The 22,299-nt window shown below is 68.4% G+C and carries 20 protein-coding genes; 14 read left to right on the top strand and 6 right to left on the bottom strand.

Going from position 1 to position 22,299, the window contains the following annotated elements:
- Positions 1-11: 11 nt before the first annotated feature.
- From DTPSY_RS13320 to DTPSY_RS13310, 3 genes are all read left to right on the top strand, one after another.
- Positions 12-914 carry a carbohydrate ABC transporter permease gene (locus DTPSY_RS13320; RefSeq protein WP_015913997.1) on the top strand — a complete coding sequence of 301 codons (903 nt, stop codon included), beginning with the start codon at positions 12-14 and terminating at the stop codon, positions 912-914.
- 160 nt (positions 915-1,074) lie between these two features.
- Entirely contained in the window at positions 1,075-1,896 is an 822-nt protein-coding gene (locus tag DTPSY_RS13315; RefSeq protein ID WP_011806423.1) for a carbohydrate ABC transporter permease, read from the top strand.
- A 70-nt stretch (positions 1,897-1,966) separates the two neighbouring features.
- A complete protein-coding gene (locus DTPSY_RS13310) occupies positions 1,967-2,842 on the top strand; it encodes an endonuclease/exonuclease/phosphatase family protein (protein WP_015913996.1) in 876 nt (291 codons plus the stop codon).
- A gap of 12 nt (positions 2,843-2,854) precedes the next feature.
- Here DTPSY_RS13310 and DTPSY_RS13305 read toward each other — a convergent pair whose 3' ends face one another.
- The gene (locus tag DTPSY_RS13305; RefSeq protein WP_011806421.1) at positions 2,855-3,070 is read right to left on the bottom strand and encodes a DUF3079 domain-containing protein; all 216 of its coding nucleotides are present in this window, start codon (positions 3,068-3,070) and stop codon (positions 2,855-2,857) included.
- A 144-nt stretch (positions 3,071-3,214) separates the two neighbouring features.
- On the opposite strand from DTPSY_RS13305, the gene DTPSY_RS13300 reads away from it, so the two are divergent.
- The 7 genes from DTPSY_RS13300 (at position 3,215) to DTPSY_RS13270 (ending at position 12,327) form a co-directional block, all read left to right on the top strand.
- Entirely contained in the window at positions 3,215-3,577 is a 363-nt protein-coding gene (locus tag DTPSY_RS13300; RefSeq protein ID WP_015913995.1) for a YkvA family protein, read from the top strand.
- 78 nt (positions 3,578-3,655) lie between these two features.
- Positions 3,656-4,528: a methylglyoxal synthase gene (locus tag DTPSY_RS13295; RefSeq protein WP_015913994.1), complete on the top strand. Its 873-nt coding sequence runs from the start codon at positions 3,656-3,658 to the stop codon at positions 4,526-4,528.
- Positions 4,500-6,806, top strand: a complete 2,307-nt coding sequence (pbpC, locus tag DTPSY_RS13290) for a penicillin-binding protein 1C (protein WP_015913993.1) — start codon at positions 4,500-4,502, stop codon at positions 6,804-6,806. The genes DTPSY_RS13295 and pbpC overlap by 29 nt, the downstream gene beginning before the upstream one ends.
- Before the next feature lie 216 nt (positions 6,807-7,022).
- On the top strand, positions 7,023-8,195 hold the full coding sequence (locus tag DTPSY_RS13285; protein WP_015913992.1) for an alpha-hydroxy acid oxidase: 1,173 nt from the start codon (positions 7,023-7,025) through the stop codon (positions 8,193-8,195).
- Positions 8,196-8,352: 157 nt separating this feature from the next.
- Complete coding sequence (locus DTPSY_RS13280; protein ID WP_011806416.1) at positions 8,353-9,288, top strand: DMT family transporter; 936 nt, start codon at positions 8,353-8,355, stop codon at positions 9,286-9,288.
- A gap of 216 nt (positions 9,289-9,504) precedes the next feature.
- Positions 9,505-10,674 (top strand): Y-family DNA polymerase, encoded by a 1,170-nt coding sequence (locus DTPSY_RS13275; RefSeq protein ID WP_094766849.1) that lies wholly within the window; start codon positions 9,505-9,507, stop codon positions 10,672-10,674.
- A 90-nt stretch (positions 10,675-10,764) separates the two neighbouring features.
- Complete coding sequence (locus DTPSY_RS13270; RefSeq protein WP_015913990.1) at positions 10,765-12,327, top strand: methyl-accepting chemotaxis protein; 1,563 nt, start codon at positions 10,765-10,767, stop codon at positions 12,325-12,327.
- Positions 12,328-12,329: 2 nt separating this feature from the next.
- On the opposite strand, the gene queF is transcribed toward DTPSY_RS13270, so the two are convergent.
- The 5 genes from queF to DTPSY_RS13245 form a co-directional block, all read right to left on the bottom strand.
- Complete coding sequence (queF, locus tag DTPSY_RS13265; protein WP_015913989.1) at positions 12,330-13,175, bottom strand: NADPH-dependent 7-cyano-7-deazaguanine reductase QueF; 846 nt, start codon at positions 13,173-13,175, stop codon at positions 12,330-12,332.
- A 58-nt stretch (positions 13,176-13,233) separates the two neighbouring features.
- Positions 13,234-14,103 (bottom strand): 2OG-Fe(II) oxygenase, encoded by an 870-nt coding sequence (locus tag DTPSY_RS13260; protein WP_015913988.1) that lies wholly within the window; start codon positions 14,101-14,103, stop codon positions 13,234-13,236.
- A 22-nt stretch (positions 14,104-14,125) separates the two neighbouring features.
- The gene (locus tag DTPSY_RS13255) at positions 14,126-14,512 is read right to left on the bottom strand and encodes a hypothetical protein (RefSeq protein ID WP_011806411.1); all 387 of its coding nucleotides are present in this window, start codon (positions 14,510-14,512) and stop codon (positions 14,126-14,128) included.
- A 31-nt stretch (positions 14,513-14,543) separates the two neighbouring features.
- On the bottom strand, positions 14,544-15,326 hold the full coding sequence (gene yaaA, locus DTPSY_RS13250; protein WP_187148624.1) for a peroxide stress protein YaaA: 783 nt from the start codon (positions 15,324-15,326) through the stop codon (positions 14,544-14,546).
- A gap of 147 nt (positions 15,327-15,473) precedes the next feature.
- Positions 15,474-18,563, bottom strand: coding sequence for an Rne/Rng family ribonuclease (locus tag DTPSY_RS13245; RefSeq protein ID WP_015913986.1), 3,090 nt, complete (start codon positions 18,561-18,563; stop codon positions 15,474-15,476).
- A 589-nt stretch (positions 18,564-19,152) separates the two neighbouring features.
- Here DTPSY_RS13245 and DTPSY_RS13240 point away from each other — a divergent pair.
- From DTPSY_RS13240 to DTPSY_RS13225, 4 genes are read left to right on the top strand one after another with little or no spacing between them, the layout of a single operon-like run.
- Positions 19,153-20,172, top strand: coding sequence for an RluA family pseudouridine synthase (locus DTPSY_RS13240; protein WP_015913985.1), 1,020 nt, complete (start codon positions 19,153-19,155; stop codon positions 20,170-20,172).
- Entirely contained in the window at positions 20,165-20,833 is a 669-nt protein-coding gene (locus DTPSY_RS13235) for an HAD family hydrolase (RefSeq protein ID WP_015913984.1), read from the top strand. Before DTPSY_RS13240 ends, DTPSY_RS13235 begins: the two co-directional genes overlap by 8 nt.
- The gene (locus tag DTPSY_RS13230; RefSeq protein ID WP_011806407.1) at positions 20,833-21,210 is read left to right on the top strand and encodes a Rieske (2Fe-2S) protein; all 378 of its coding nucleotides are present in this window, start codon (positions 20,833-20,835) and stop codon (positions 21,208-21,210) included. Before DTPSY_RS13235 ends, DTPSY_RS13230 begins: the two co-directional genes overlap by 1 nt.
- A gap of 4 nt (positions 21,211-21,214) precedes the next feature.
- Positions 21,215-22,258, top strand: a complete 1,044-nt coding sequence (locus DTPSY_RS13225; protein WP_015913983.1) for a S49 family peptidase — start codon at positions 21,215-21,217, stop codon at positions 22,256-22,258.
- Positions 22,259-22,299: the final 41 nt, after the last annotated feature.

Here is a 22,299-nt window from a genome sequence, read left to right as displayed (position 1 = left end):
GCGAGCCTCCCATGCCGGTGATGCGCAGCACGCCGGATGCGGGCAGCAGCCAGCGTGCCGTGCACGCCTGGCTGCTGCTGCTTCCGGCCCTGGTCCTGTTGGTGGCCTTCACGCACTGGCCCACGCTGGCCACGCTGATCGACAGCTTCCATTCCACGCCCCGCGGCGGCCGTGCGGGGGTGTGGGTGGGGCTGGAGAACTATGCGGCCATGGTGCACGACCCCGTGTTCTGGCAGGCCGTGCGCAATAACCTGTGGTTCGCTGGCGCGACCATTCCGCTGTCCATCGGCCTGGCGCTGATCATGGCGCTGTGGGTGAATGAACGCATGGCGGGACGCACGTGGGTGCGCATGGCGTACTTCACACCCACCGTGCTGCCGATGATCGCCGTGGCCAACATCTGGCTGTTCTTCTACACGCCGCAGTACGGGCTGCTGGAGCAGATCACCAGCCTGCTCGGGCTGCCGTCGCGCAACTGGCTCGGCGACCCGGCCACGGCGCTGGCCTGCGTCACGGTGGTGGCGGTGTGGAAGGAGGCGGGCTTCTTCATGATCTTCTACCTGGCCGCGCTGCAGACGCTGAACCCCAGCCTGAAGGAGGCCGCGGCCATCGAGGGCGCGTCGCGCTGGTACTTCTTTCGCCGCGTGCAGTGGCCGCTGCTCATGCCAACCACGCTGTTCGTGCTGGTCAATGCCGTGATCAACGCCTTCCGTCTGGTGGACCATCTCTTCATCCTCACGCGCGGCGGGCCGGACAACGCTTCCACGCTGCTGCTGTACCACCTGTACGAGGTGGGCTTCAAGTTTTGGGACACGGGCTATGCCGCGGCGCTCACGGTGGTGCTGGTGGTGGCGCTGGCCGGCGTGGCGCTGGTGCAGTTCTTCGTGTTCGACAAACGGGTGCATTACCAGTGAAACAACCCCCGGAGCGGCTGCGCCACTACCCCCTTCTCTCACGCCTTCTCTCACGCTGCGCGTGGGAAGGAGGACGCTGCCCGTGCGGTGGGGCGGCCCTTGCACGGCGGCCCTGGCTTAGGTGGTGCCGGTTTCATCCCTTAGGAGGGCGCGACGCGCCATGAGAACCAATACGCTGTACCAGGTCACCCTGCTGGACACCCTGGCCGCCTGGACGCTGGCCCTGCTGTGGCTGCTGCCGCTGGCCTATGCGGTGTGGACGGCCTTTCACCCCGCGGAGTACGCCACGCGCTTCGATCTGCTGGCGCCCTGGACGCTGGAGAACTTCCGCCGCGCCTGGGAGGCCGCGCCCTTCGCGCGCTACTTCCTCAACACCACCGTGCTGGTGGCGATGATCCTGGCCGCGCAGCTGGTGCTGTCCACGCTGGCGGCCTATGCCTTCGCGCGCTATCGCTTTCGCGGCCAGAACGTGGCCTTCGCGCTGGTGCTGGTGCAGCTCATGGTCATGCCCGACATCCTGCTGGTCGAGAACTACAAGACCATGGGCCGCCTGGGCCTGGTGGATTCGCTGGTGGCCATCGGGCTGCCGTACTTCGCCTCGGCGTTTGCCATCTTCCTGCTGCGCCAGACCTTCATGGGCATTCCCAAGGAGCTGGATGAAGCCGCGCGCGTGGAGGGTGCCAGCGCCCTGCAGATCCTGTGGCGCGTATACGTGCCGCTGGCGCGGCCGGTGTACACCGCCTTTGCGCTGGTGTCGGTGAGCTTTCACTGGAACAACTTTCTGTGGCCGCTCATCATCACCAACAGCGTGGAATCCCGCCCGCTCACCGTGGGGCTGCAGGTGTTCTCGTCGGTGGAGCAGGGCGTGGAATGGTCGCTCATCACCGCGGCCACGCTGATGTCCACCGCGCCGCTGCTCATCGGGTTCATACTCTTTCAGCGCCAGTTCGTGCAAAGCTTCATGCGCGCGGGCATCAAGTAGCAATTCAAACCAAATCAGCCTCCAGCGCCCGTGCAGCAAGCGCGAACAGCTCTGTTTTCAGGAGTAAACCATGCAGCTCGTCACCTGGAACACTCAGTGGTGCCGCGGCCTGGACGGCCGCGTGGACCCCGCGCGCATCGTGCAATACGCAGTGGCGCTGGGCGACGTGGATGTGCTGTGCCTGCAGGAGATCGCGGTGAACTACCCCGGCTTGGCCGGTTCGCCCGGCGACCAGGTGGCGCAGGTGCAGTCCGCGCTGCCCGCAGGCTGGCAGGTGTTCTTTGGCGCGGCGGTGGATGAGTGGACCGCCGCGGGCCGCCAGCGCTTTGGCAACCTGATCGCCACGCGCCTGCCCGTGCTGCAGCTGCAGCACCACCCGCTGCCATACCCGCCCGATGCCGGCGTGCGCAGCATGCCGCGCCTGTGCAGCGTGCTCACCGTGCAGGACCCCGCATTGGGCCCGGTGCGCGTGATGACCACGCACCTGGAGTACTACTCCAAGCCCCAGCGCATGGCGCAGGCGTTGGCGCTGCGTGCGCTGCACCTGCAGGCCTGCGCGCAGGCTGCGCAGCGGCCGCAGGGCCTGGCCGACGGCTCGCCGTTCCAGCCCAAGGCGCACACGCCCCATGCCGTGCTGTGCGGCGACTTCAACCTGCAGGCGCACGAGCCTGAATACGCCATGCTGGCCGCTGCGCTGGCGGACGAGGAGGGCGCGACCGCGGGTCAGGCAGGCCAGCCCCCGTTGTGGGATGCATGGCGACTGCTGCACCCCGGCGCGCCGCAGCCGCCCACTTTTTGCGTGTTCGACCAGACCTATGCGCCGCAGCCGCTGGCCTGCGACTTCATCTGGGTCAGTGATTCGCTGAGGAGCCGGGTGCGCGCGGTGCGGGTCGATGGCGTGACGCAGGCATCAGACCACCAGCCCGTGCTGCTGGAGCTGCAATGAGTGGCCGCGCGGTCAGGCTGGCTGTGATGCGGCGGGCTGCTGCTGTGCAGGCGCCTCGCCGGCAGAAGGCGGCTCCCACTCGGCCCAGTCGGGGCCGAACAGCTCCGCCGGATGCTGGCTGCGCTCCGATCCGTTGCCGCACTGCATGGCATCGGCGGCGCAGTAGCGGTCGCAGCCCCAGCACGTGCGCTCGGGATGTGCGGGGTTCAGCGGAAACTTCTTGGCCATGGGGCAGGGGAGGGGGTCGAAGGGGGAATGCAGCCACTGTCGTCACCCGATCCCAGTGGGGTTTTGATGTACATCAAGCCATTTCCGCGCGGGGCAGTTCGTACGATGCAGCCCTTTGGATGAATCCCCCCGCCTGAACACGCCATGGGACTGCTGCAAACCGCCAAGCAATGGGCGCGTGCGCTCAAGCGCGACGTGCTCGTCGTCTACCTGGCTGCGCGCGACCCGCGTACCCCATGGGCGCTGCGCCTGCTGGCGCTGGCCGTGGCCGCCTATGCGCTGAGCCCCATCGACCTGGTGCCCGATTTCATTCCCGTGCTGGGCTATCTGGACGACCTGCTCATCGTGCCCCTGGGCCTGGCGCTGGTGCTGCGCCTGCTGCCGCCGCCGGTGCTGCTGGCCGCGCGCATGCTGGCGCGCCCGCGCAGCTGGCTGGCCGCGGCGCTCATCATCATGCTGTGGGTGCTGCTGGCTGTGCTGCTCTTCGCCTGGTGGCGTGGCCGGTAAGGTCGCGGCAGCGGTGGCGTGTGCGGCTGCGACTATGCTCGGCAGTTGTCCCTCTTCTTCGTCTGAAAGCCTTTGCACATGCTGATGGGTCTAGCCGCCAACCGTTTGCACCACCATACCGAAGACGGTGCGCTGTTCGCCTTCCTGCGCGCCTGCGAGGCGGGCATACGCGAACTGCGGCTGGGCCTGCACACCGTGGGCCGCACCCATGATGCGATCGCCGCCGCCGGCATGCTGCAGGGCTACCGGCCGCTGGTGCGCTACCCCTATGGGCGTGAGGGCGGGCTGATGAAGCTCGTGGCCGAGGTGGTGGGCATGCCCGAGCCGGGCCGCACGCTGGACGGCGCCATCTACCTCATCGACCCGGTGGACCCGTCGTCCATCTTCCCGGAGGCGCTGGCGCTCAAGCGCCAGTGCGTGATCCACGGCAAGCCGTTCCTGTCCACGGTGGCCAGCGCGCGCGACTGGGTGGAGATGGAGCGCATGCATGCCGGCCTGCCGGCCGACCGCAACGCCGACCGCTTCCATGACTACGGCGCGCAGACGCTGGCATTGATCGCGCACGATGCGATGAAGTCCGCCATGCTGGACTTTGCGGCGCGCAACTTCGAGCTGCTCTCGCGCTTTCGCCAGCGCGTGGCCACGGGCACCACGGGCCAGCGCCTGAACGAGCTGGCCTGGGCGCGCGGCTGGCCCGCCGATACGCCCTGGGTGCAGCGCTTCAACAGCGGCCCGCTGGGCGGCGACGCGCAGATTGCCGACTGGGTGTTGCAGCGGCGCTGCCACCGCGCCATCTTCTTCGAGGACCCGCATGTGGCGCGCCAGCACGAGGCCGACATCCAGTTGCTGGAGCGCGCCGTGACCACCGCCACGCACGACGCGGTGTGCACCACCTCGCCCCAGGTGGCGCAGCGCTGGTGCGATGCGGCCGCGCTGCGCGCCACGCGGTGACGCGCCTGTGAGGTGGCGACACGCCCTCGCGGCGGCGTGTCTGGCGCTGGCCAGCACCGTCAGCCTGGCGCTGCCCACGTTCGATGAGGTGCGCGCCGATTTCCGCTCGTCCGAGACCTTGGTGCTCTCGCGCGAGGGCGAGGTGCTGCAGCGCCTGCGTACCGACGCCACCGTACGCCGCGGCCAGTGGCTGGGCGTGGCCGATGTGTCGCCCGCGCTGCGCCAGGCGCTGGTGCTGAGCGAGGACCGGCGCTTTTACGAACACAGCGGCGTGGACTGGGCCGCGGTGTCGGCCGCCGCCTGGGGCAACCTGTGGAACCAGCGCACGCGCGGCGCCAGCACGCTGACCATGCAGCTCGCGGGGCTGCTCGACGGCCCGGATGCCGATTTCTTGCGCCAGGGCCCCGGTGGGCGCAGCGTGCCGCAGAAGCTGGGGCAGGCCGTGGCCGCGCAGGTGCTGGACCGCCGCTGGCGCAAAGACCAGATCCTGGAGGCGTACCTGAACCTGGTGCCGTTTCGCGGGGAGATCGTGGGCATCGACGCGCTAGCGCGCACGCTGTTCGGCAAGGCCGCGCACGGCCTGGATGAGCGAGAGGCCGCCGTGGCCGCGGCCCTGGTGCGCGCGCCCAATGCGCGGCCCGCATTGGTGGCCCGGCGCGCCTGCGGCGTGCTGCGCGACATGCGACGGGCGGGCCACAGCGGCGCGCGGGGTACCGATTGCGACGCGCTGGACCTGTTCACCACCGCCGCGCTGCAGCGCCGCGCGTTCGACGCCAGCGAGGGCATCGCGCCGCACTTTGCGCGCCAGCTGCTGCGCCAGGCTGGGCGCACGCAGGAGCGCGTGTCGCAAGATGGTGCATCGCGGGATGGCACTGCCGCGCAGCGCGTGCGCTCCACGCTCAGCGCGCCGCTGCAGCGCATGGCGGTGGACACGCTCACGCGCCACCTGCGCGAGCTGCGCGGGCGCAACGTGGAAGACGCCGCGCTGGTGGTGCTGGACAACGCCACGGGCGAGGTGCTGGCCTGGGTGGGCTCGTCCGGCCCCTTGAGCCAGGCGGCCGAGGTGGATGGCGTGCTGGCCCTGCGCCAGCCTGGCTCCACGCTCAAGCCCTTCCTGTACGCGCAGGCGATTGCCGAGCGGCGGCTCACGGCCGCCTCGCTGGTGCACGATTCGCCCGCGCACATCGCCACCGCCGGCGGGCTGTACATCCCGCAAAACTACGACCGCCAGTTCAAGGGCTGGGTGTCCGCGCGCACCGCGCTGGCCGCCTCGCTGAACGTGCCGGCGGTACGCACGCTGGTGATGGTGACGCCCGACGCCTTCTTCGAGCAACTGCGGCGCCTGGGGCTGCCGCTGCCGGAATCGGGCGGCTATTACGGCTACAGCCTGGCGCTGGGCAGCAGCGAGGTGCCGCTGCTGCACCTGACCAATGCCTACCGTGCGCTGGCCAACGGCGGGCGCCTGAGCCCCGTGGCCTATGCGCCTGCGCAGCGCCCGGCGTTCACGCCGGCGCTGGATGCCGGCGCGGCCTTCATCGTGGGGGACATCCTGTCGGATGCCAACGCGCGCGTGCGCACCTTTGGCACCGACAGCGTGCTGGCCACGCGCTTCTGGACGGCGGTGAAAACCGGCACCAGCAAGGACATGCGCGACAACTGGGCCGTGGGCTGGTCGCAGCGCTACACCGTGGGCGTGTGGGTGGGCAACGCCAGCGGCGCCGCCATGCATGACGTGAGCGGCACCAGCGGCGCAGCGCCCATCTGGGCCGAGGTCATGGGCTGGCTGCATCGCAGCACGCCCAGCCGCGCGCCGCGCCCGCCACAGGGCCTGGTGCGGCAGGCGGTGCGCTTCGGGCCGGGCGACGGCGGCCAGCCGCTGGAGGGTGCGCGGCAGGAGTGGTTCATGGGCGGCACGCAGCAAGCGTTATTTGCTATTGAAAGTGAAGCTGGTGGCGCAAGCGAGACGGGCGTTACAGGCACAAATGATGCAAGTCCTGAGGCGGTAGCGGCGCGCATCCTGGCGCCGGCGTCGGGCACCGTGGTGGCGCTGGACCCGGACATTCCGCCCGCGCACCAGCGCCTGCAATTCACGGCGGGCGGTGTGGGCCGCGCGGCGGTGCGCTGGCGCATCGACGGGCGGATGGCCGGCAGCGGCGCGCAGTGGGCATGGCTGCCTTGGCCGGGCCGCCACCGCGTGGAGCTGGTGGACGCCCAGGGCAAGGTACTGGACCAGGTGCAGATCGAGGTGCGCGGCGCGGGCGTGCGCGCGCGGCGCTGACGCAGCGGCACGTGCGAGCCCGGCGCCTGGCGCCCGCGCCCGCGCTGCAAAATTTTCACAGTGCGCTCAAATCCTTCAAGCACGCGGCGCCGGGCTGGGACTACGATCCACGCTTTTCCGTCAACGCACTCACCAAGAGCCTGCCGGACTGGGAAGGCGCCGGCCATTCGCTGGCGCTCCAGGCGCGGCACGCTCGCACAGCCCGAGGGATTTGCCGTGGCCGACCTGTCCAAAATCACCTGCATCGAAGACCTGCGCGTGGTCGCTGAACGCCGCGTGCCGCGCATGTTCTATGACTACGCCGACTCGGGCGCCTGGACCGAGGGCACCTACCGCGCCAACGAGGACGACTTCCACCCCATCAAGCTGCGCCAGCGCGTGGCGGTGAACATGGAAGGGCGTACCACGGCCACCACGCTGGTGGGGCAGCAGGCCAAGATGCCCGTGTGCATCGCGCCCGTGGGCCTCACAGGCATGCAGCATGCCGATGGCGAGATCCACGCCGCGCGCGCGGCCGAGAAGTTCGGCATTCCGTTCACGCTGTCCACGATGAGCATCTGCTCCATCGAGGACATTGCCGAAAACACCAGCGCGCCGTTCTGGTTCCAGCTGTACATGATGCGCGACCGCGATGCCATGGCCCGCATGATCCAGCGCGCCAAGGACGCCAAGTGCAGTGCCCTGGTACTCACGCTGGACCTGCAGGTGATCGGCCAGCGCCACAAGGACATCAAGAACGGCCTGACCGCGCCGCCGAAGCCCACGCTGGCCAACATCCTCAACCTCATGACCAAGCCCCAGTGGTGCCTGGGCATGGCCGGCACGCGCCGGCGCACCTTCCGCAACCTGGTGGGGCATGTGAAGGGCGTGTCGGACATGAGTTCGCTGGCCGCCTGGACCAACGAGCAGTTCGACCCGCGCCTGTCCTGGGCCGACGTGGCCTGGGTGAAGGAGCAGTGGGGCGGCAAGCTGATCCTCAAGGGCATCATGGTCGAGGAGGACGCGCGCCTGGCCGTGCAGCACGGCGCCGACGCCATCGTGGTCAGCAACCACGGCGGGCGCCAGCTGGACGGCGCGCCGTCCGCCATCCACGCGCTGCCAGCCATCGTGGATGCCGTGGGCACGCAGACCGAGGTGTGGATGGACGGCGGCATCCGCAGCGGCCAGGACGTGCTCAAGGCCTGGGCGCTGGGCGCGCGCGGCACCATGATCGGCCGCGCCATGGTGTATGGCCTGGGCGCATTCGGCGAGGCGGGCGTGACCAAGGCGCTGCAGATCCTCCACAAGGAGCTGGACGTGACCATGGCCTTCTGCGGCCACACCAACATCCAGAACGTGGACCGCTCCATCCTCGTGCCCGGCACCTATCCCACCGCGCCGCAGAGCTGACGCGCACTATTGTTTTAATAGCTGCTGGCGCTTGGTAGATAAGCGCTGGCGGCCGATTTGGCTTCGGGTATTCAGGATGGCCATCGCCATGGGCTGAGGCGCCCCTCGCCAATCGCAGGGGCTGCGCGGCGATGGCGCTGGCTATGCTCGGCGGCGCATGACCTCCTCCCTGACCGCCGTTGCACCCTGGCTCTGGGTGCCCGTGGTGCTGTTTGCCGCGCTGGCGCAGACCGTGCGCAACACCGCGCAGCGCTCCCTGACCGCCGAGCTGGGCACGCTGCCCGCCACGCTGGTGCGCTTTCTCTACGGCCTGCCGTTTGCCGGCGTGTGGCTGGCGTTGCTGTACGCCTGGCCCGCGCAGCCGCCGGCCGTGCCGCATTTCAGCGCCGCCTACCTGGGCTGGATCGCGCTGGGCGCGTTCTTCCAGATCGCGGGCACGGCCTTCCTGCTGCTGGCCATGGCCGAGCGCAACTTCGCCGTTGCCGTGACCCTGTCCAAGACCGAGGTGCTGCAGGTGGCGCTGTTCGCCAGCGTGTTCCTGCACGAACTGCCCACGCCGCTCGCGCTGCTGGCGATGGTGGTGGCCACGCTGGGCGTGCTGCTGCTGTCGCTGCCCCCGCGCGGACAGCTGCTGTCGCCTGCGGCCTGGCTGAGCCGCCCGGCCCTCTATGGCCTGGCCTGCGGCGCCAGCTTTGCGATCGCCTCGGTGGGTTTTCGCGGCGGGGCGCTGGCGCTGGGGGCCGAGACGCCGTGGCTGTCGGGCGCCTGGGGCGTGCTGATCGCGCAGACGCTGCAGACGCTGGGCCTGGGCGCCTGGGTGGCGCTCAAGACCGAGCGGGGCCTGGCGCCGCTGTGGCCGGCGTGGCGCATGTCGCTGGTGGCGGGCAGCATGGGTGCGGCCGCGTCGCTGGCGTGGTTCACCGCCTACGCCATGCAGACCACGGGCGCCGTGCGCACGCTGGGCATGGTAGAGGTGGTGTTCAGCTACCTGGTGTCGCGCCGCCTGTTCAGCGAGTCCTTCACGCGGCCCGAGAAGATCGGCATGGCGTTGATGCTGGTGGGGTTGGTGCTGATCTGCCTGCAGGGCGTGTGAAGAGAAACACCCCCTGAGTCGCTTCGCGCCTTCCCCCCGCTCTCGCATTGCCGCGCAATGCGGGCAGGGGGACGCCACCAGCGCGGCGGGGCGGCCCTTGCGCGGTGGCCCACGCCGGGGGGCGCGCCAGTTTCCTAGGCGGCACGACTCGCGCAGCGCGCGACAATTGCGGCCGTGACCGCTACTGCCTCTGATCGCCGCATCGCCCACCTCGACATGGATGCGTTCTACGCCTCCGTCGAACTGCTGCGTTACCCGCAGCTCAAGGGGCTGCCCGTGGTGATCGGCGGCGGCCGCCGTCCGCAGGACGAAGCGCTGGCCGCTGCCTACGCCGGGCGGCCGGGGGATATCCCGGTGGCGGCGTTTCCGCTGCTGAAGGAATACGCGGGCCGCGGCGTGATCACCACCGCCACCTATGCGGCGCGGCAGTTTGGGGTGGGCTCGGCCATGGGCATGATGAAAGCGGCCAAGCTGTGCCCGCAGGCGATTGTGCTGCCGGTGGATTTTGAAGAGGTGCGCAAGTATTCGCGCATGTTCAAGAACGCCATCACCGAGATCGCGCCCGTGATGCAGGACCGGGGGGTGGACGAGGTTTACATCGACTTCACCGATGTGCCCGGCGGCCAGCGCGAAGGCGGGCGGGTGCTGGCGCGGCTCATCCAGAAGAGCATTTTTGAAAAGACGGGGCTGACTTGCTCCATCGGTGTGGCTCCGAACCGGCTGCTGGCCAAGATGGCCAGCGAGTTCAACAAGCCCAACGGCATCTCCATCGTTTACGAGGAAGACCTGCAGAGCAAGATCTGGCCCTTGAACGTGCGCAAGATCAATGGCATTGGCCCCAAGGCCGGCGAGAAGCTGGCGCGGCTGGGCATCGAGACCATCGGGCAGCTGGCCGCGCAGGATGAGCAATGGCTGATGGGCCACTTTGGTAAGTCCACCGGCGCCTGGATGCACCGCGTGGCTTGGGGCCGCGATGACAGCCCGGTGGTGACCGAGAGCGAGCCCGTGAGCATGAGCCGCGAGACCACCTTTGACCGCGACCTGCATGCGGTGCGCGATCGGGCCGAGTTGGGCGCGATCTTTACCGACCTGTGCATGCGCGTAGCCGAGGACCTGCAGCGCAAGGGCTATGTGGCACGCACCATCGGCATCAAGCTGCGCTACGACGACTTTCGCGGCGTCACGCGCGACCAGACCATCGCCGAGCCCACGCAAGACGCTGCCACCATCCGCCGCGTGGCCGGCCTGTGCCTCAAGCGCGTGCCGCTGGACCGGCGCCTGCGCCTGCTGGGGGTGCGCGTGGCATCCCTGGTGCCGGTGGCGCCGCACAGCGCCGACAGCATGCCGCCGGCGCGCAAGCAAGGCGCCACTGTGGGGCTTTTCTGACAATCAGGGGTATTGTGTAAATATTTGTGTCAGAAGAGGGGCACAATGGTCTGCACTGTTTCAACGCGGAATCTTTCATCGGCTTTATCTATGCGCGTCAACCTTCCCGTCACCAAGAACGAATACGATTTTCCGGCCGACGAACTGCTGATGTCGACCACAGATACCAAGGGGGTGCTGACGCACTGCAACGCGCCCTTTGCCCGTGTGAGTGGCTTCGCCATGGAAGAACTCATGGGCCAGCCGCACAACATGATCCGCCACCCGGACATGCCCCCTGAGGCCTTCAAGGACATGTGGGCCACCATCGGACGCGGGCGCAGTTGGACGGGCTTTGTGAAGAACCGACGCAAGAACGGCGACTTTTATTGGGTGCAGGCCCATGTCACGCCCATCATGCGCGAGGGCAAGCCGGTGGGTTACATTTCGGTGCGCACCAAGCCCACGCGCGAGCAAGTCCAGGCGGCCGAGGCCTTGTATGTGCGCGTCAAGCAGGAGCGCGAGTCTGGGCGCCAGACCATCCGGATGCACGCCGGGGGCGTGCGCAGCACCAGTGTGTGGGACAACGTTCGCAGGGCCTATCGCTCGGGCCCCACGCTGCGGCTGACGGCCATGATGCTGCCACTCATGCTGGTGTCCCTGGTGCCGGGCTGGATGGGCTGGAATGACGGCATGGCCGTGGCCTTGCAAACCCTCGCCTGGTTGGTCGTAGCGGGCCTGGTGCTGGCGCGTTACCACGTGAGCATGACGCTGCCCATCCGCAGCCTGCGCAGGCTGCTCAACGGCATGGCCAGCGGTGATCTGACGCACCGTGAGCCCACCTTGCCCATGACCCATGTGCTGGGCAAGGTCATGGCGCGCGTGCAGCGCCTGCAGCTCAACATCCGCGCCGTGGTGGGCGATGCGATGGAGGAGATGGAAAAGTTCAGTGCGGTGTCGGTCGAGATGGCCCAGAGCGCGCTGGATTTGTCCGGCCATGCCGAATCCCAGGCCAGCAGCCTGGAAGAATCTGCCGCGGCCATGGAGCAACTCTCTGCCACGGTGGAAAACTCCAGCGAGGCCGCCCAGATGGTGGTGCGTGAAAGCCACCAAAGTGCCGAACTGGCGTCCCAGGGCGGGCAGGCGGTGGCTCAGGTTAGCCAGGTGTTTGGTGCCATCGAGCAGTCTTCACGCAAGATGGGGCAGATCATCTCGACCATCGAGGGCATCGCCTTTCAGACCAACATCCTGGCGCTCAATGCAGCCGTCGAGGCCGCGCGTGCGGGTGAGCAGGGGCGTGGCTTTGCTGTGGTGGCGGGGGAGGTGCGCAGCCTGGCGCAGCGCTCGTCCGAGGCGGCCAAGGAAATCCAGGCGCTCATCAACGAGTCGGCCAGCAACATCGGCCGCGGTGCGGGCCTGATGCAGTCGGCCAGCAAAACCATCGAACACTTGGTGCAGTCGGTGGCGCACGTCAATACCCTGATGGGCCAGATGGGTGTCGCAGCGCGCGAGCAGGCAGAGGGCATCTCACAGGTCAACGAGGCCGTCACCTTGCTCGATCGGGACACCCAGCAGAACGCAGCCTTGGCGGAGCAATCGGCCGCAGCATCCCGCGTCATGAGTGACAGTGCTGCCGTGCTCGGGCGCACGTTGGAAGTGTTCCGCGTGCGCTGAACTTACTGACGCGCGGTGCGGACGTTCTTCGGCATCGTCTGCGGGTGGCTGGTGCGCCAGGGGTTGATGTCCAGCCCCCCGCGGCGCGTATAGCGCGCATACACCTTCAGTTTGATGGGCTTGCAGCGCGTCCACAGGTCCATGAAGATGCGCTCCACGCACTGCTCATGGAACTCGTTGTGGTTGCGAAAGCTCACCAGGTACTGCAGCAGGCCTTCCTGGTTGATCTGTGGGCCGCTGTAGCTGATCTGCACGCTGCCCCAGTCGGGCTGACCGGTCACCAGGCAGTTGCTCTTGAGCAGGTTGCTGGTGAGGGTCTCGGTCACGGGCGCTTCGTTGAATGTGGCCGTCAGCAGATCGGGCGCGGGTTGGTAGCGCGTGCATTCCACGTCCAGACGGTCCAGGCTCAGGCCGTCCAGCTCGTGCACGGGCTCCTGGTCAAACAGCTCGGGTGCAATCAGCTTGACCCCCACCGTGGCGGGGTGGGGCGCGCCGCGCCACACGGCCTCGCTGATGTCGGCACGCAGGCGGGCCTGCACCTCGCTGGCATCGCCAAAGCGGGTGTTGTTGAAGCTGTTCAGGTACAGCTTGAACGACTTGCTCTCGACGATGTGGGGCGTCTCGCAGGGAACGGTGATGTGGGCGATGGCCACCTGCGGCTTGCCGCGCAGGTTGAGCCACGACAGCTCGAACGCCGTCCACAGGTCCGCGCCGAAGAAGGGGGCGTTGCCGTCGATGCCGATCTCGGCGCGCTTGTCCGCGCGCGGGATGGGAAACAGCAGCGACGCGTCGTACTGGTCGGCATAGGCCGAGGCCTTGCCGAGCTGGGAGTGTTCCGGGGTGTTCATTGTGTGCTATGGATTGGATAGCTGCTGGCGCTTGTCGAATAAGCGCTAGCGGCCCATTTCATTTGAATTCCCGTTCGCGCAGCCATTTGGTGGCGATCCACTTCTCGCCCTCGATCACCGAGGCGCCGCCGTGCAGCGTGCGCGTGCTGGGGTGGGGCCGTTCGTAGCTGAAGAACACCGCATTGCCCTGGCGCGGCGCCACTTCCAGGGGCACGTCGGGGAAGGTGGTGCCGCCGCCCTTGCGCGGGTTGTTCAGGTAGATCACCAGCGTTGCCACGCGCTGGCCGCCGCGGCGCACGATGGTGGAGGTGCCGGGCTGGTCGGGGTCGAAGTAGTCGTAGTGCGGCTTGTACTCCGCGCCGGGGCGGTAGTGCAGCACCTGCAGGCCTTCGCCGTTCTGGATGGGCCAGCGCACCAGGCGGGCGATGCGCTCTTCCAGCCGCTGCACCACGGGCGTCTCGCCGCGCTGAAAGAACATGCCGTCGCTGGTGCGGTCCGCGTTCACCTCTTCGCCGCCGGTGGTGGTCTGCACGGTGAGCGAGCGTGCCATGCGTGGCTGTGCGGCATCGATGATGGCCTGGCATTCCTCGGGCGACAGCAGGTTGCCGAACAGCACCACGCGCGGGTTGGCCATCGACATCAGCACCTCGACCTGGCGGTCGCCCACGTCGATGAAGAGCGGCGCGTCGGCGATGTCGGGCTCGGGCACCGGCACGGCGGGCGGCAGGCCTTGCGGCTGCACCGCGCCGTCCAGATGCGCGCGCAGTACCTCCTCCACCGCGCGCACGGCAACGCTATCGGCCCAGCCCGCGTTGCGCATGGCCTCGATCAGTGCGGGCGTGGTGATGCCGGCGCCGGACTGGTCGAGGATCCACTGGCGCAGCTCGGGCGTAACGGACTGGGAGGAGGCGAAGCTGTGATCGGGCATGGGCTTTCGTTGGGGCAGGGTTTCAGGTGCGCTTAAGGCCCAGCACCTGCAGTTCGGCATCGCTCAAGCGCGACAGCACGTCGCTGCGCAGCGTCTGCAGGCGCTGGTGGTGGCGAAAGTCCAGGTCTACACCCTGCAGCGGCTGCACGCCGTCGGACGCGAGCGCATAAGCCTCGCCGGCCGTCTCGTTCACCAGCAGCCACATGCGCCGCACCTGGCCCCGCTGGCCGCCATGCGTGTGCTGGGCGGCAAACGCCTCCGCGTCGGCGCGCCGCGTGAAGGTGGCTTTCAGGAATTCTTCGCGCATGAACGTGATCCACACGCCCCAGCCTTCGCGCACGGTGGCCTCGAAGGGCTGGTCGACGGCTTGGGTGGCGGGGTAGTGCGCGGTTTCGACGGCGTGGTTCATGGGGGGCGTCCAGGAAAGGAGGGGAACCTGTCTAGCTGCCGGCGGCGTGGCGGCGGAACACGAGCCGGTCGGGCTGGGACGAGGCCGGGTGGAAAGCATAGCCTTCCAGGTCGAATTCCTCCAGCCGCCGCGGGGTGGCCGCGCGCTGCTGAATGGCCCAGCGCGCCATCAGGCCGCGCGCGCGCTTGGCGTAGAAGCTGATGATCTTGTACTGGCCGGCCTTGTGGTCCTCGAACACGCATTCGATCACGCGCGCCTTGAGCACCTTGCGGTCCACGGACTTGAAGTACTCCTGCGAAGCCAGGTTGACCACCACCGGCGTGGCGTCCGCGGCCAGGCGCTGGTTCAGGTGTTCGGCGATGCGCGCGCCCCAGAACTGGTAGAGGTTGGCGCCGGCATCGGTCGCCAGGCGCGTGCCCATCTCCAGGCGGTAGGGCTGCATGCGGTCCAGCGGCCGCAGCACACCGTACAGGCCGCTCAGGATGGCGACATGCTGCTGCGCCCACTGCAGGTCTTCGAGGGAGAGCGACTGTGCCTGCAGCCCTTCGTACACGTCGCCGTTGAAGGCCATCACCGCCTGGCGCGCGTTGGTGGCCGTGAAGCGCGGCTGCCAGGCCGCATAGCGCGCCACGTTGAGGGCGGCCAGCGGGTCGCTGATCGACATCAGCGCGGCCACTTCCTGCGGCGACTTCTCGCGCAGCACCGCGATCAGGCGCTGTGCGTCGGGCACGAACGCGGGCAGCGTGTGCGGCAGGCCGGCGGGCAGGGGGGTGTCGTAGTCCAGCGACTTGGCGGGCGACAGCAGGAACAGCACGGTCATTACTCCCAATGTGCGAGCTGCCGTGGCTATCAGCTGAATATGCCTCTAAGGCTTATCCATCAAGCGCCAGCAGCTCATTTATCGATAGCGTAAAACGCCACCGGGGGCATGATGCCCCCGGTGTTCTGCCATGGCGCGGGCTTAGGCGGCCGCGTTGCCCTGGTCGAACGGCAGCTGCATCGCGCCCAGGTCGCGGCGGGTTTCCACCAGCACCAGCGGACCTTCATCCAGCACCACCACGGGCGCACGCTCGCGCGGCACGTGGACGGGCTTGGGCTCGGCCGCAATCGCGGCCTGCGCGGCGGCGATCTTCTGGGCGTCGGAATTCACCCATTGCAGGCCCGAAGCCTGCGCCACCTGCTGCAGCGTGTCCACGGGCAGCGTGAATGCCTGCACGCGCGGCATGCCACCGGTTGCCGGCGCCACCGCAGCGGCAGCCGGAGCCGGTGCGGGCACAGGTGCCGCTGCAACGGGCGCGGGCGCCGGTGCGGGGGCTGGCACGGCGGCCGGGAGTGGCGTCACTGCGGCCGTGGCTTCGGGCGCGGCCTGCGGCGCTGCCGCCGGGGCAGATGCCGGAGCGGAGGCGAAATAGCTGCGGCGCGCGGGGGCGGAGTCTTCCTCGGCCGGCGCAGCGGGAGCGGGGAGGTCCAGGTCCATCAGCGGCGCGGCAGGCGCTTCGGCATCGGCACCGGTGGCGCTGGCCTCGGCATTGCGCGGGCCGCGCTCGCCACGTTCGCGGCGGTCGCGTCCATAGCGGTCGCGCGAACGGCGCTCGCGGCGCTCCTCGCCGGCGGGGGCCTCGGCGCCGGACGTACCGACTTCAGCGCCGGACAGGTCCAGGTCCGGCAATGCGGCCAGGGGCGCAGTGTCGGCAAAGTCGGCGCCAGCGGCGGGGGCGTTGGCGTCGATGGTGCGCGGGCCGCGTTCGCGGCGCTCGCCGCCGCGTTCGCCACCGCGCTCACGGCGCTCGCCTCGTTCACCCCGTTCGCGGCGTTCACCGCGCTCGCCGGTGCGTGCCGTGCGCTCCTCGGTCACTGCCACGTCGGCATCGGTCGTGACCGGGGTGTTGGCCAGATCGGCCGCAGACTGCACGGGCGGCTGTGCGTTGCGCTCACCGCGCTCGCGGCCGCCACGGCCGTCGCGCGGCTCGCGGCGGCTCTCACCTTCCGCGCGATCGCCACGGCGTTCGCCGTCGCGGCCATTGCGTGGCTCACGCGGTTCGCGGTTCTCGCGGCCCTCGGCGCTGCGCTCGCCGCCACGGCCTTCGCTACGGCGGCCGCGGCCTTCGCCGCCTTCGCGGTTGCCATTGCGCTCACCGCCACGCTCGCCGCTGCGTTCACCAGTGCGTTCGCCACGGCGACCGCCGCGCTCACCGCGACGCCCTTCGCCGCGTGCGCCGGGTTCCGCGGGCGTCTGCGCGGGGGCCGCCACAGGTGCGGGCGCGGGTGCGGCGCCAAAGCCGAACAGGCTCTTGATCCATGCGAAGAAGCCCTGCTCGGGCGCCGGTGCGGCGGCCGGGCGCTGGGGCGCAGGCGTGGGGGCTGTTGCCGGGCGCTGCTGGCCGTGGCCCTGCGGGCGCGTGGCGCCGCGGGCGGCGCCTTCGGGGCGCGGCTCGGCCACAGGGGCGGGTGCATCGGGCAACACGCCCTTGATCACGGGCGTCTGCTTGTTGGTAGGCTCCTGCGAGCGGCGCGTGACCTTGGTCTGGTCTTCCTCCACGTCGGCCAGCTTGTAGCTGGCGTCCAGGTTTTCCAGACGCGGGTCGTCGTGCTTGAGGCGCTCCAGCTTGTAGTGCGGCGTTTCCAGCGACTTGTTGGGGATCAGCACCACGGAGACGCGTTGCTTGAGTTCGATCTTGGCGATCTCGGTGCGCTTTTCGTTCAGCAGGAAGCTGGCCACCTCCACCGGCACCTGGCAGTGCACGGCGGCGGTGCTGTCCTTCATGGACTCTTCCTGGATCATGCGCAGCATCTGCAGCGAGAAGCCTTCCGTGTCGCGCACGTGGCCGGTGCCGTCGCACAGCGGGCAACGGATATGCGCGCCTTCGGACAGCGACGGCTTCAGGCGCTGGCGGCTCATCTCCATGAGGCCGAACTTGCTGATGGTGCCGAACTGCACGCGGGCGCGGTCCTGGCGCAGCGCGTCGCGCAGGCGGTTTTCCACTTCGCGGCGGTTCTTGCTCTCCTCCATGTCGATGAAGTCGATCACGATCAGGCCGCCCAGGTCGCGCAGGCGCATCTGGCGCGCCACCTCGTCGGCGGCCTCCAGGTTGGTGCGCGTGGCGGTTTCCTCGATGTCGCCGCCCTTGATGGCGCGTGCCGAGTTCACGTCCACGCTGACCAGAGCCTCGGTGTGGTCGATCACGATGGCGCCGCCCGAGGGCAGGGTCACGGTGCGCGCGTAGGCAGATTCGATCTGGTGCTCGATCTGGAAGCGCGAGAACAGCGGTGCGTCGTCGCGGTAGCGCTTGACCTTGCCGGCATGCTCGGGCATGACGTGCGCCATGAACTGGTGCGCCTGCTCGTAGATGTCGTCGGTGTCGATGAGGATGTCACCGATGTCGCTGTTGAAGTAGTCGCGGATGGCGCGGATCACCAGGCTGGATTCCTGGTAGATGAGGAAGGCGCCCTTGCCGGCCTTGGCGGCGCCATCGATGGCGGTCCACAGCTTGAGCAGGTAGTTCAGGTCCCATTGCAACTCGGGCGCGGAACGGCCGATGCCGGCGGTGCGCGCGATGATGCTCATGCCCTTGGGGTACTCCAGCTGGTCCATCGCCTCCTTGAGCTCGGCGCGGTCCTCGCCCTCGATGCGGCGCGACACGCCCCCGCCGCGTGGGTTGTTGGGCATCAGCACCACATAGCGGCCGGCCAGGCTGATGAAGGTGGTCAGGGCCGCGCCCTTGTTGCCGCGCTCTTCCTTCTCGACCTGAACGATCAGCTCCTGGCCTTCCTTGATCACGTCCTGGATCCTGGCCTGGCTGGGTGATACGCCCTCGGCGAAATACTGTTTGGAGATTTCCTTGAACGGCAGGAAGCCGTGGCGGTCTTCGCCATAGTCAACGAAGCAGGCCTCCAGCGACGGTTCCACGCGCGTGACGACGGCTTTGTAGATGTTGCCCTTGCGCTGCTCGCGCCCTTCGATCTCGATCTCGTAGTCCAGCAGCTTCTGGCCGTCCACGATGGCCAGGCGCCGCTCCTCGGGCTGCGTGGCATTGATGAGCATCCGCTTCATGATGCAATTCCTTTTCGTTGTGTCGTGGCGGCCCGCGCGCAGCGCTCTCTCAGGGCTGCAGCGGCGCGTACCGCCGGTTCCAAACCAAACAGGCTCTACACGAGCCGGAAATGCCTGGACTGACGCATCGAAACGAGGGAATTGCCGGGATGCACCACGACTGCTGGGTTGGCTAACTCAGCAGGCGGGGTGGTGGCGCGTGGATGGGGGCGAGCCGGTCAGCGCGCAGGCGTGCTACTAAAAATGTAGCTGTTGGCGCTTGACCGGCAGGTGTTGGTGGCGATTTGCGTGCACGTGGCAAAGGCTGACGCCCTCGCCACAATGACACCATCCATGCCAGCAACACCCACATGATTTTCGCTTTGATCCGCTGGCCGCAGTGCCCGGGTGGGGTGAGCGGCCAACTTGGGATTCCGTAGATTCAGTGTTTCGATTTGTCAGCCTGCACGGCCGGCATGCGGACCTTCGCAGGCAACCGGCCTGCAATCTGCGCGCATGACGCCCGTTGGCATCAACCATGCTGCGCGCCGAGCCGGGCTGGGTCCATTAAACTCCAGACAAATCAACCACTTACACATTCGTCGCGCAGGTGAAACACATTATAGGGGGCAAACCGGCCGCAGGCCGCACCCCGCCAGAAGCCCCAGCGGCCCGCATCGTCGAGGTCGACGCCGAATCCGCGGGCCAGCGGCTCGACAATTTCCTCATCCGCCACCTGAAGGGCGTGCCCAAGACCCACGTCTACCGCATCATCCGCAGCGGCGAGGTCCGCCTGAACAAGGGGCGCACCAGCGCCGACGCGCGCGTGGCACCGGGCGACCTGGTGCGTCTGCCCCCCGTGCGCGTGTCCGACAAGGTGCTGGACAAGGCGGAGCGCCCCGCGCCCGCGCGCGAATTCCCCATCCTGCTGGAAGACGAGCACCTGATCGCCATCGACAAGCCCGCCGGCACGGCCGTGCACGGCGGCAGCGGCGTGAGCTTTGGCGTGATCGAACAGTTGCGCCAGGCGCGCCCGCAGGCGCGCTTCCTGGAACTGGTGCACCGGCTGGACCGGGAGACCTCGGGCATTTTGCTGGTGGCCAAGAAGCGCTCGGCGCTCACACATCTGCAGGACCAGTTCCGCGGGCGCGAGACGGGCAAGACCTATCTGGCGCTGGTCACCGGCCACTGGCCCGCCAACAAGAAGGTCATCGACACGCCGCTGCACAAATACCTGCAGGAGGATGGCGAGCGCCGCGTGCGCGTGACCACGCCCGACGACCCGGACGGCATGCGCTCCGTCACCCTGGTCAAGGTGCGCAGCCAGCTCGCTCCGCGCCCCTTGCAGGGCCTGCCGGCGATGAGCCTGCTGGAGGTGACCATCAAGACCGGGCGCACGCACCAGATCCGCGTGCACCTGTCCTCCCAGGGCCACCCGATCGCGGGCGACGACAAGTACGGCGACTTCGACTTGAACCGGCGCCTGCAGAAGCAAGGCTTGAAACGCATGTTCCTTCACGCATGGCGGCTACAGTTTGACCACCCGGCCAGCGGTGAGCGCCTGGAATTGCGCGCCGAATTGCCGCCCGAACTGACCGCTTTCCTTTCCGACGACCCTGCACATGCCTGATTTCCGCCCGCGCCGATTCGATCTCATTGCCTTCGACTGGGATGGCACGCTGTTTGACTCCACCGCCATCATCGTGCGCAGCATTCAGGATGCGGTGCGCGATGTGGGCGGCACCGTGCCTACGGATGAAGCCGCCGCCTGGGTGATCGGCATGGCGCTTCCGCAGGCCCTGGCCCATGCGGCCCCCGACGTGCCGCGCGAGCGCTATACGGAGTTGGGCAACCGCTACCGCTACCACTACCTGCAGCACCAGGACGACCTGAGCCTGTTCGACGGCGTGCTGCCCATGCTGGAGGGCCTGCGCACCCGCGGCCACCTGCTGGCCGTAGCCACGGGCAAGAGCCGACGCGGCCTGGACCAGGTGCTGCACCAGGTGCAGTTGCGCGGCATGTTCGACGGTTCGCGCACCGCGGACGAAACCGCCGGCAAACCGCACCCGCTGATGCTGCAGGAGCTGATGGCCGAGTTCGGCGTGGAGCCCGAGCGCCTGCTGATGATCGGCGACACCACGCACGACCTCGCAATGGCCCGCGCCGCGGGCTGTGCCAGCGTGGGCGTGGGCTATGGCGCGCACGACACGGCGGGCTTTGCCGAACTGGGGCCGCTGTGCGTGGCTTCGTCCGTGGCCGATCTGCACCGTTGGCTGCAGGAGCACGCGTAATGGCGACTCCGGTGGAGCAACGCATCGACCTCTGCCCCAGCGAGGCACTGGTGGATGGCGGCCGCGCCGTGGCGTTCGACGTGCGCTACTGCGGCCAGATCTGCCGCGCTTTCGCCATCCGCTATCAGGGCCGCGTGCACGCCTACCTGAACCGCTGTACCCATGTACCGATGGAGATGGACTACCAGGAAGGTCAGTTTTTCGACGACACCGGCCGCTGGCTGCTGTGTGCCACGCATGGCGCGGCCTACCAGCCCGACACGGGAGCCTGCGCTGGCGGTCCGTGTCGCGGCGGGCTGGTGAAGATCGCCTTGTCCGAGGAAGGGGGCAGGGTGCGCTGGCATACTGCCCTCCATCTGCACACCGTAGAGTTTTGACTCCATGACCGATCCCACCCGCACCGAACCCACGGGATTCGAGGGAAATCCGCCCGCGGCGCCCGACCTGTGGGCGCAACAAGCTACAAAAAATGAAGCGAGCAAGGCCGCAGCCGCCCCCGGCTGGGAGCGCGAGACGCTGGAGAAGCTGGTGCTCGGCACCCTGGCCGAGCAGCGCGCGGCGCGCCGCTGGCGCAACTTCTGGCGCCTGGCGTGGGTCCTGTTGGCGGGCGCGGTGATCTGGGCCGCGCTTTCGCGCGAAATGACCGCCACCAGCAAGAGCACGCCGCATACGGCCGTGGTGGACGTGAAGGGCGAGATCGCCGCGGGCGCCGAGGCCAGCGCCGAATTTGTCGTAGCCGCCATGCGCAGCGCATTCGAGGATTCGGGTTCGCAGGCCGTGGTGCTGCTCATCAACTCGCCGGGCGGCAGTCCGGTGCAGGCGGGCATCATCAACGACGAGATCGTGCGCCTGAAGGCCAAGTACAACAAGCCCGTCTATGCCGTGGTCGAGGAAACCTGTGCCTCGGCGGCCTACTACATCGCCGCGGCGGCGGACGGCATCTTCGTGGACAAGGCCAGCATCGTGGGCAGCATCGGCGTGCTGATGGACGGCTTCGGCTTCACCGGCGCCATGGAAAAGCTGGGGGTGGAGCGCCGCCTGCTCACCGCCGGTGAGAACAAGGGGTTTCTCGATCCGTTCAGCCCCCAGACCGAAACCCAGCGCGCATACGCCCAGGCCATGCTCGACCAGATCCACCAGCAGTTCATCGGCGTGGTGAAGCAGGGGCGGGGCGACCGGCTCAAGGTCACGCCTGAAACCTTCAGCGGCCTGTTCTGGACGGGCCAGCAGGCGGTGGAGATGGGACTGGCCGACCAACTGGGCAACCTGGACTACGTGGCGCGCGAGGTGGTCAAGGCCGAAGACGTGATCGACTACACCCGCCGCGACAACGTGGCCGAGCGCCTGGCCAAGAAGTTTGGCGCCGCGGTAGGCATGGGCGCCGTGAAGGGCCTGGCTGCGCTGCAGTTGCCGCAGCTGCGCTGATATTGGGTTAAATCAGGCTCCAGCGCTTATCTATCAAGCGC

Source organism: [Acidovorax] ebreus TPSY (genome assembly GCF_000022305.1).
Lineage (GTDB): Bacteria > Pseudomonadota > Gammaproteobacteria > Burkholderiales > Burkholderiaceae_C > Diaphorobacter > Diaphorobacter nitroreducens.
Note: the sequence above shows the minus strand (reverse complement) of the source record. Positions and strands in the feature narration are given on the sequence as shown.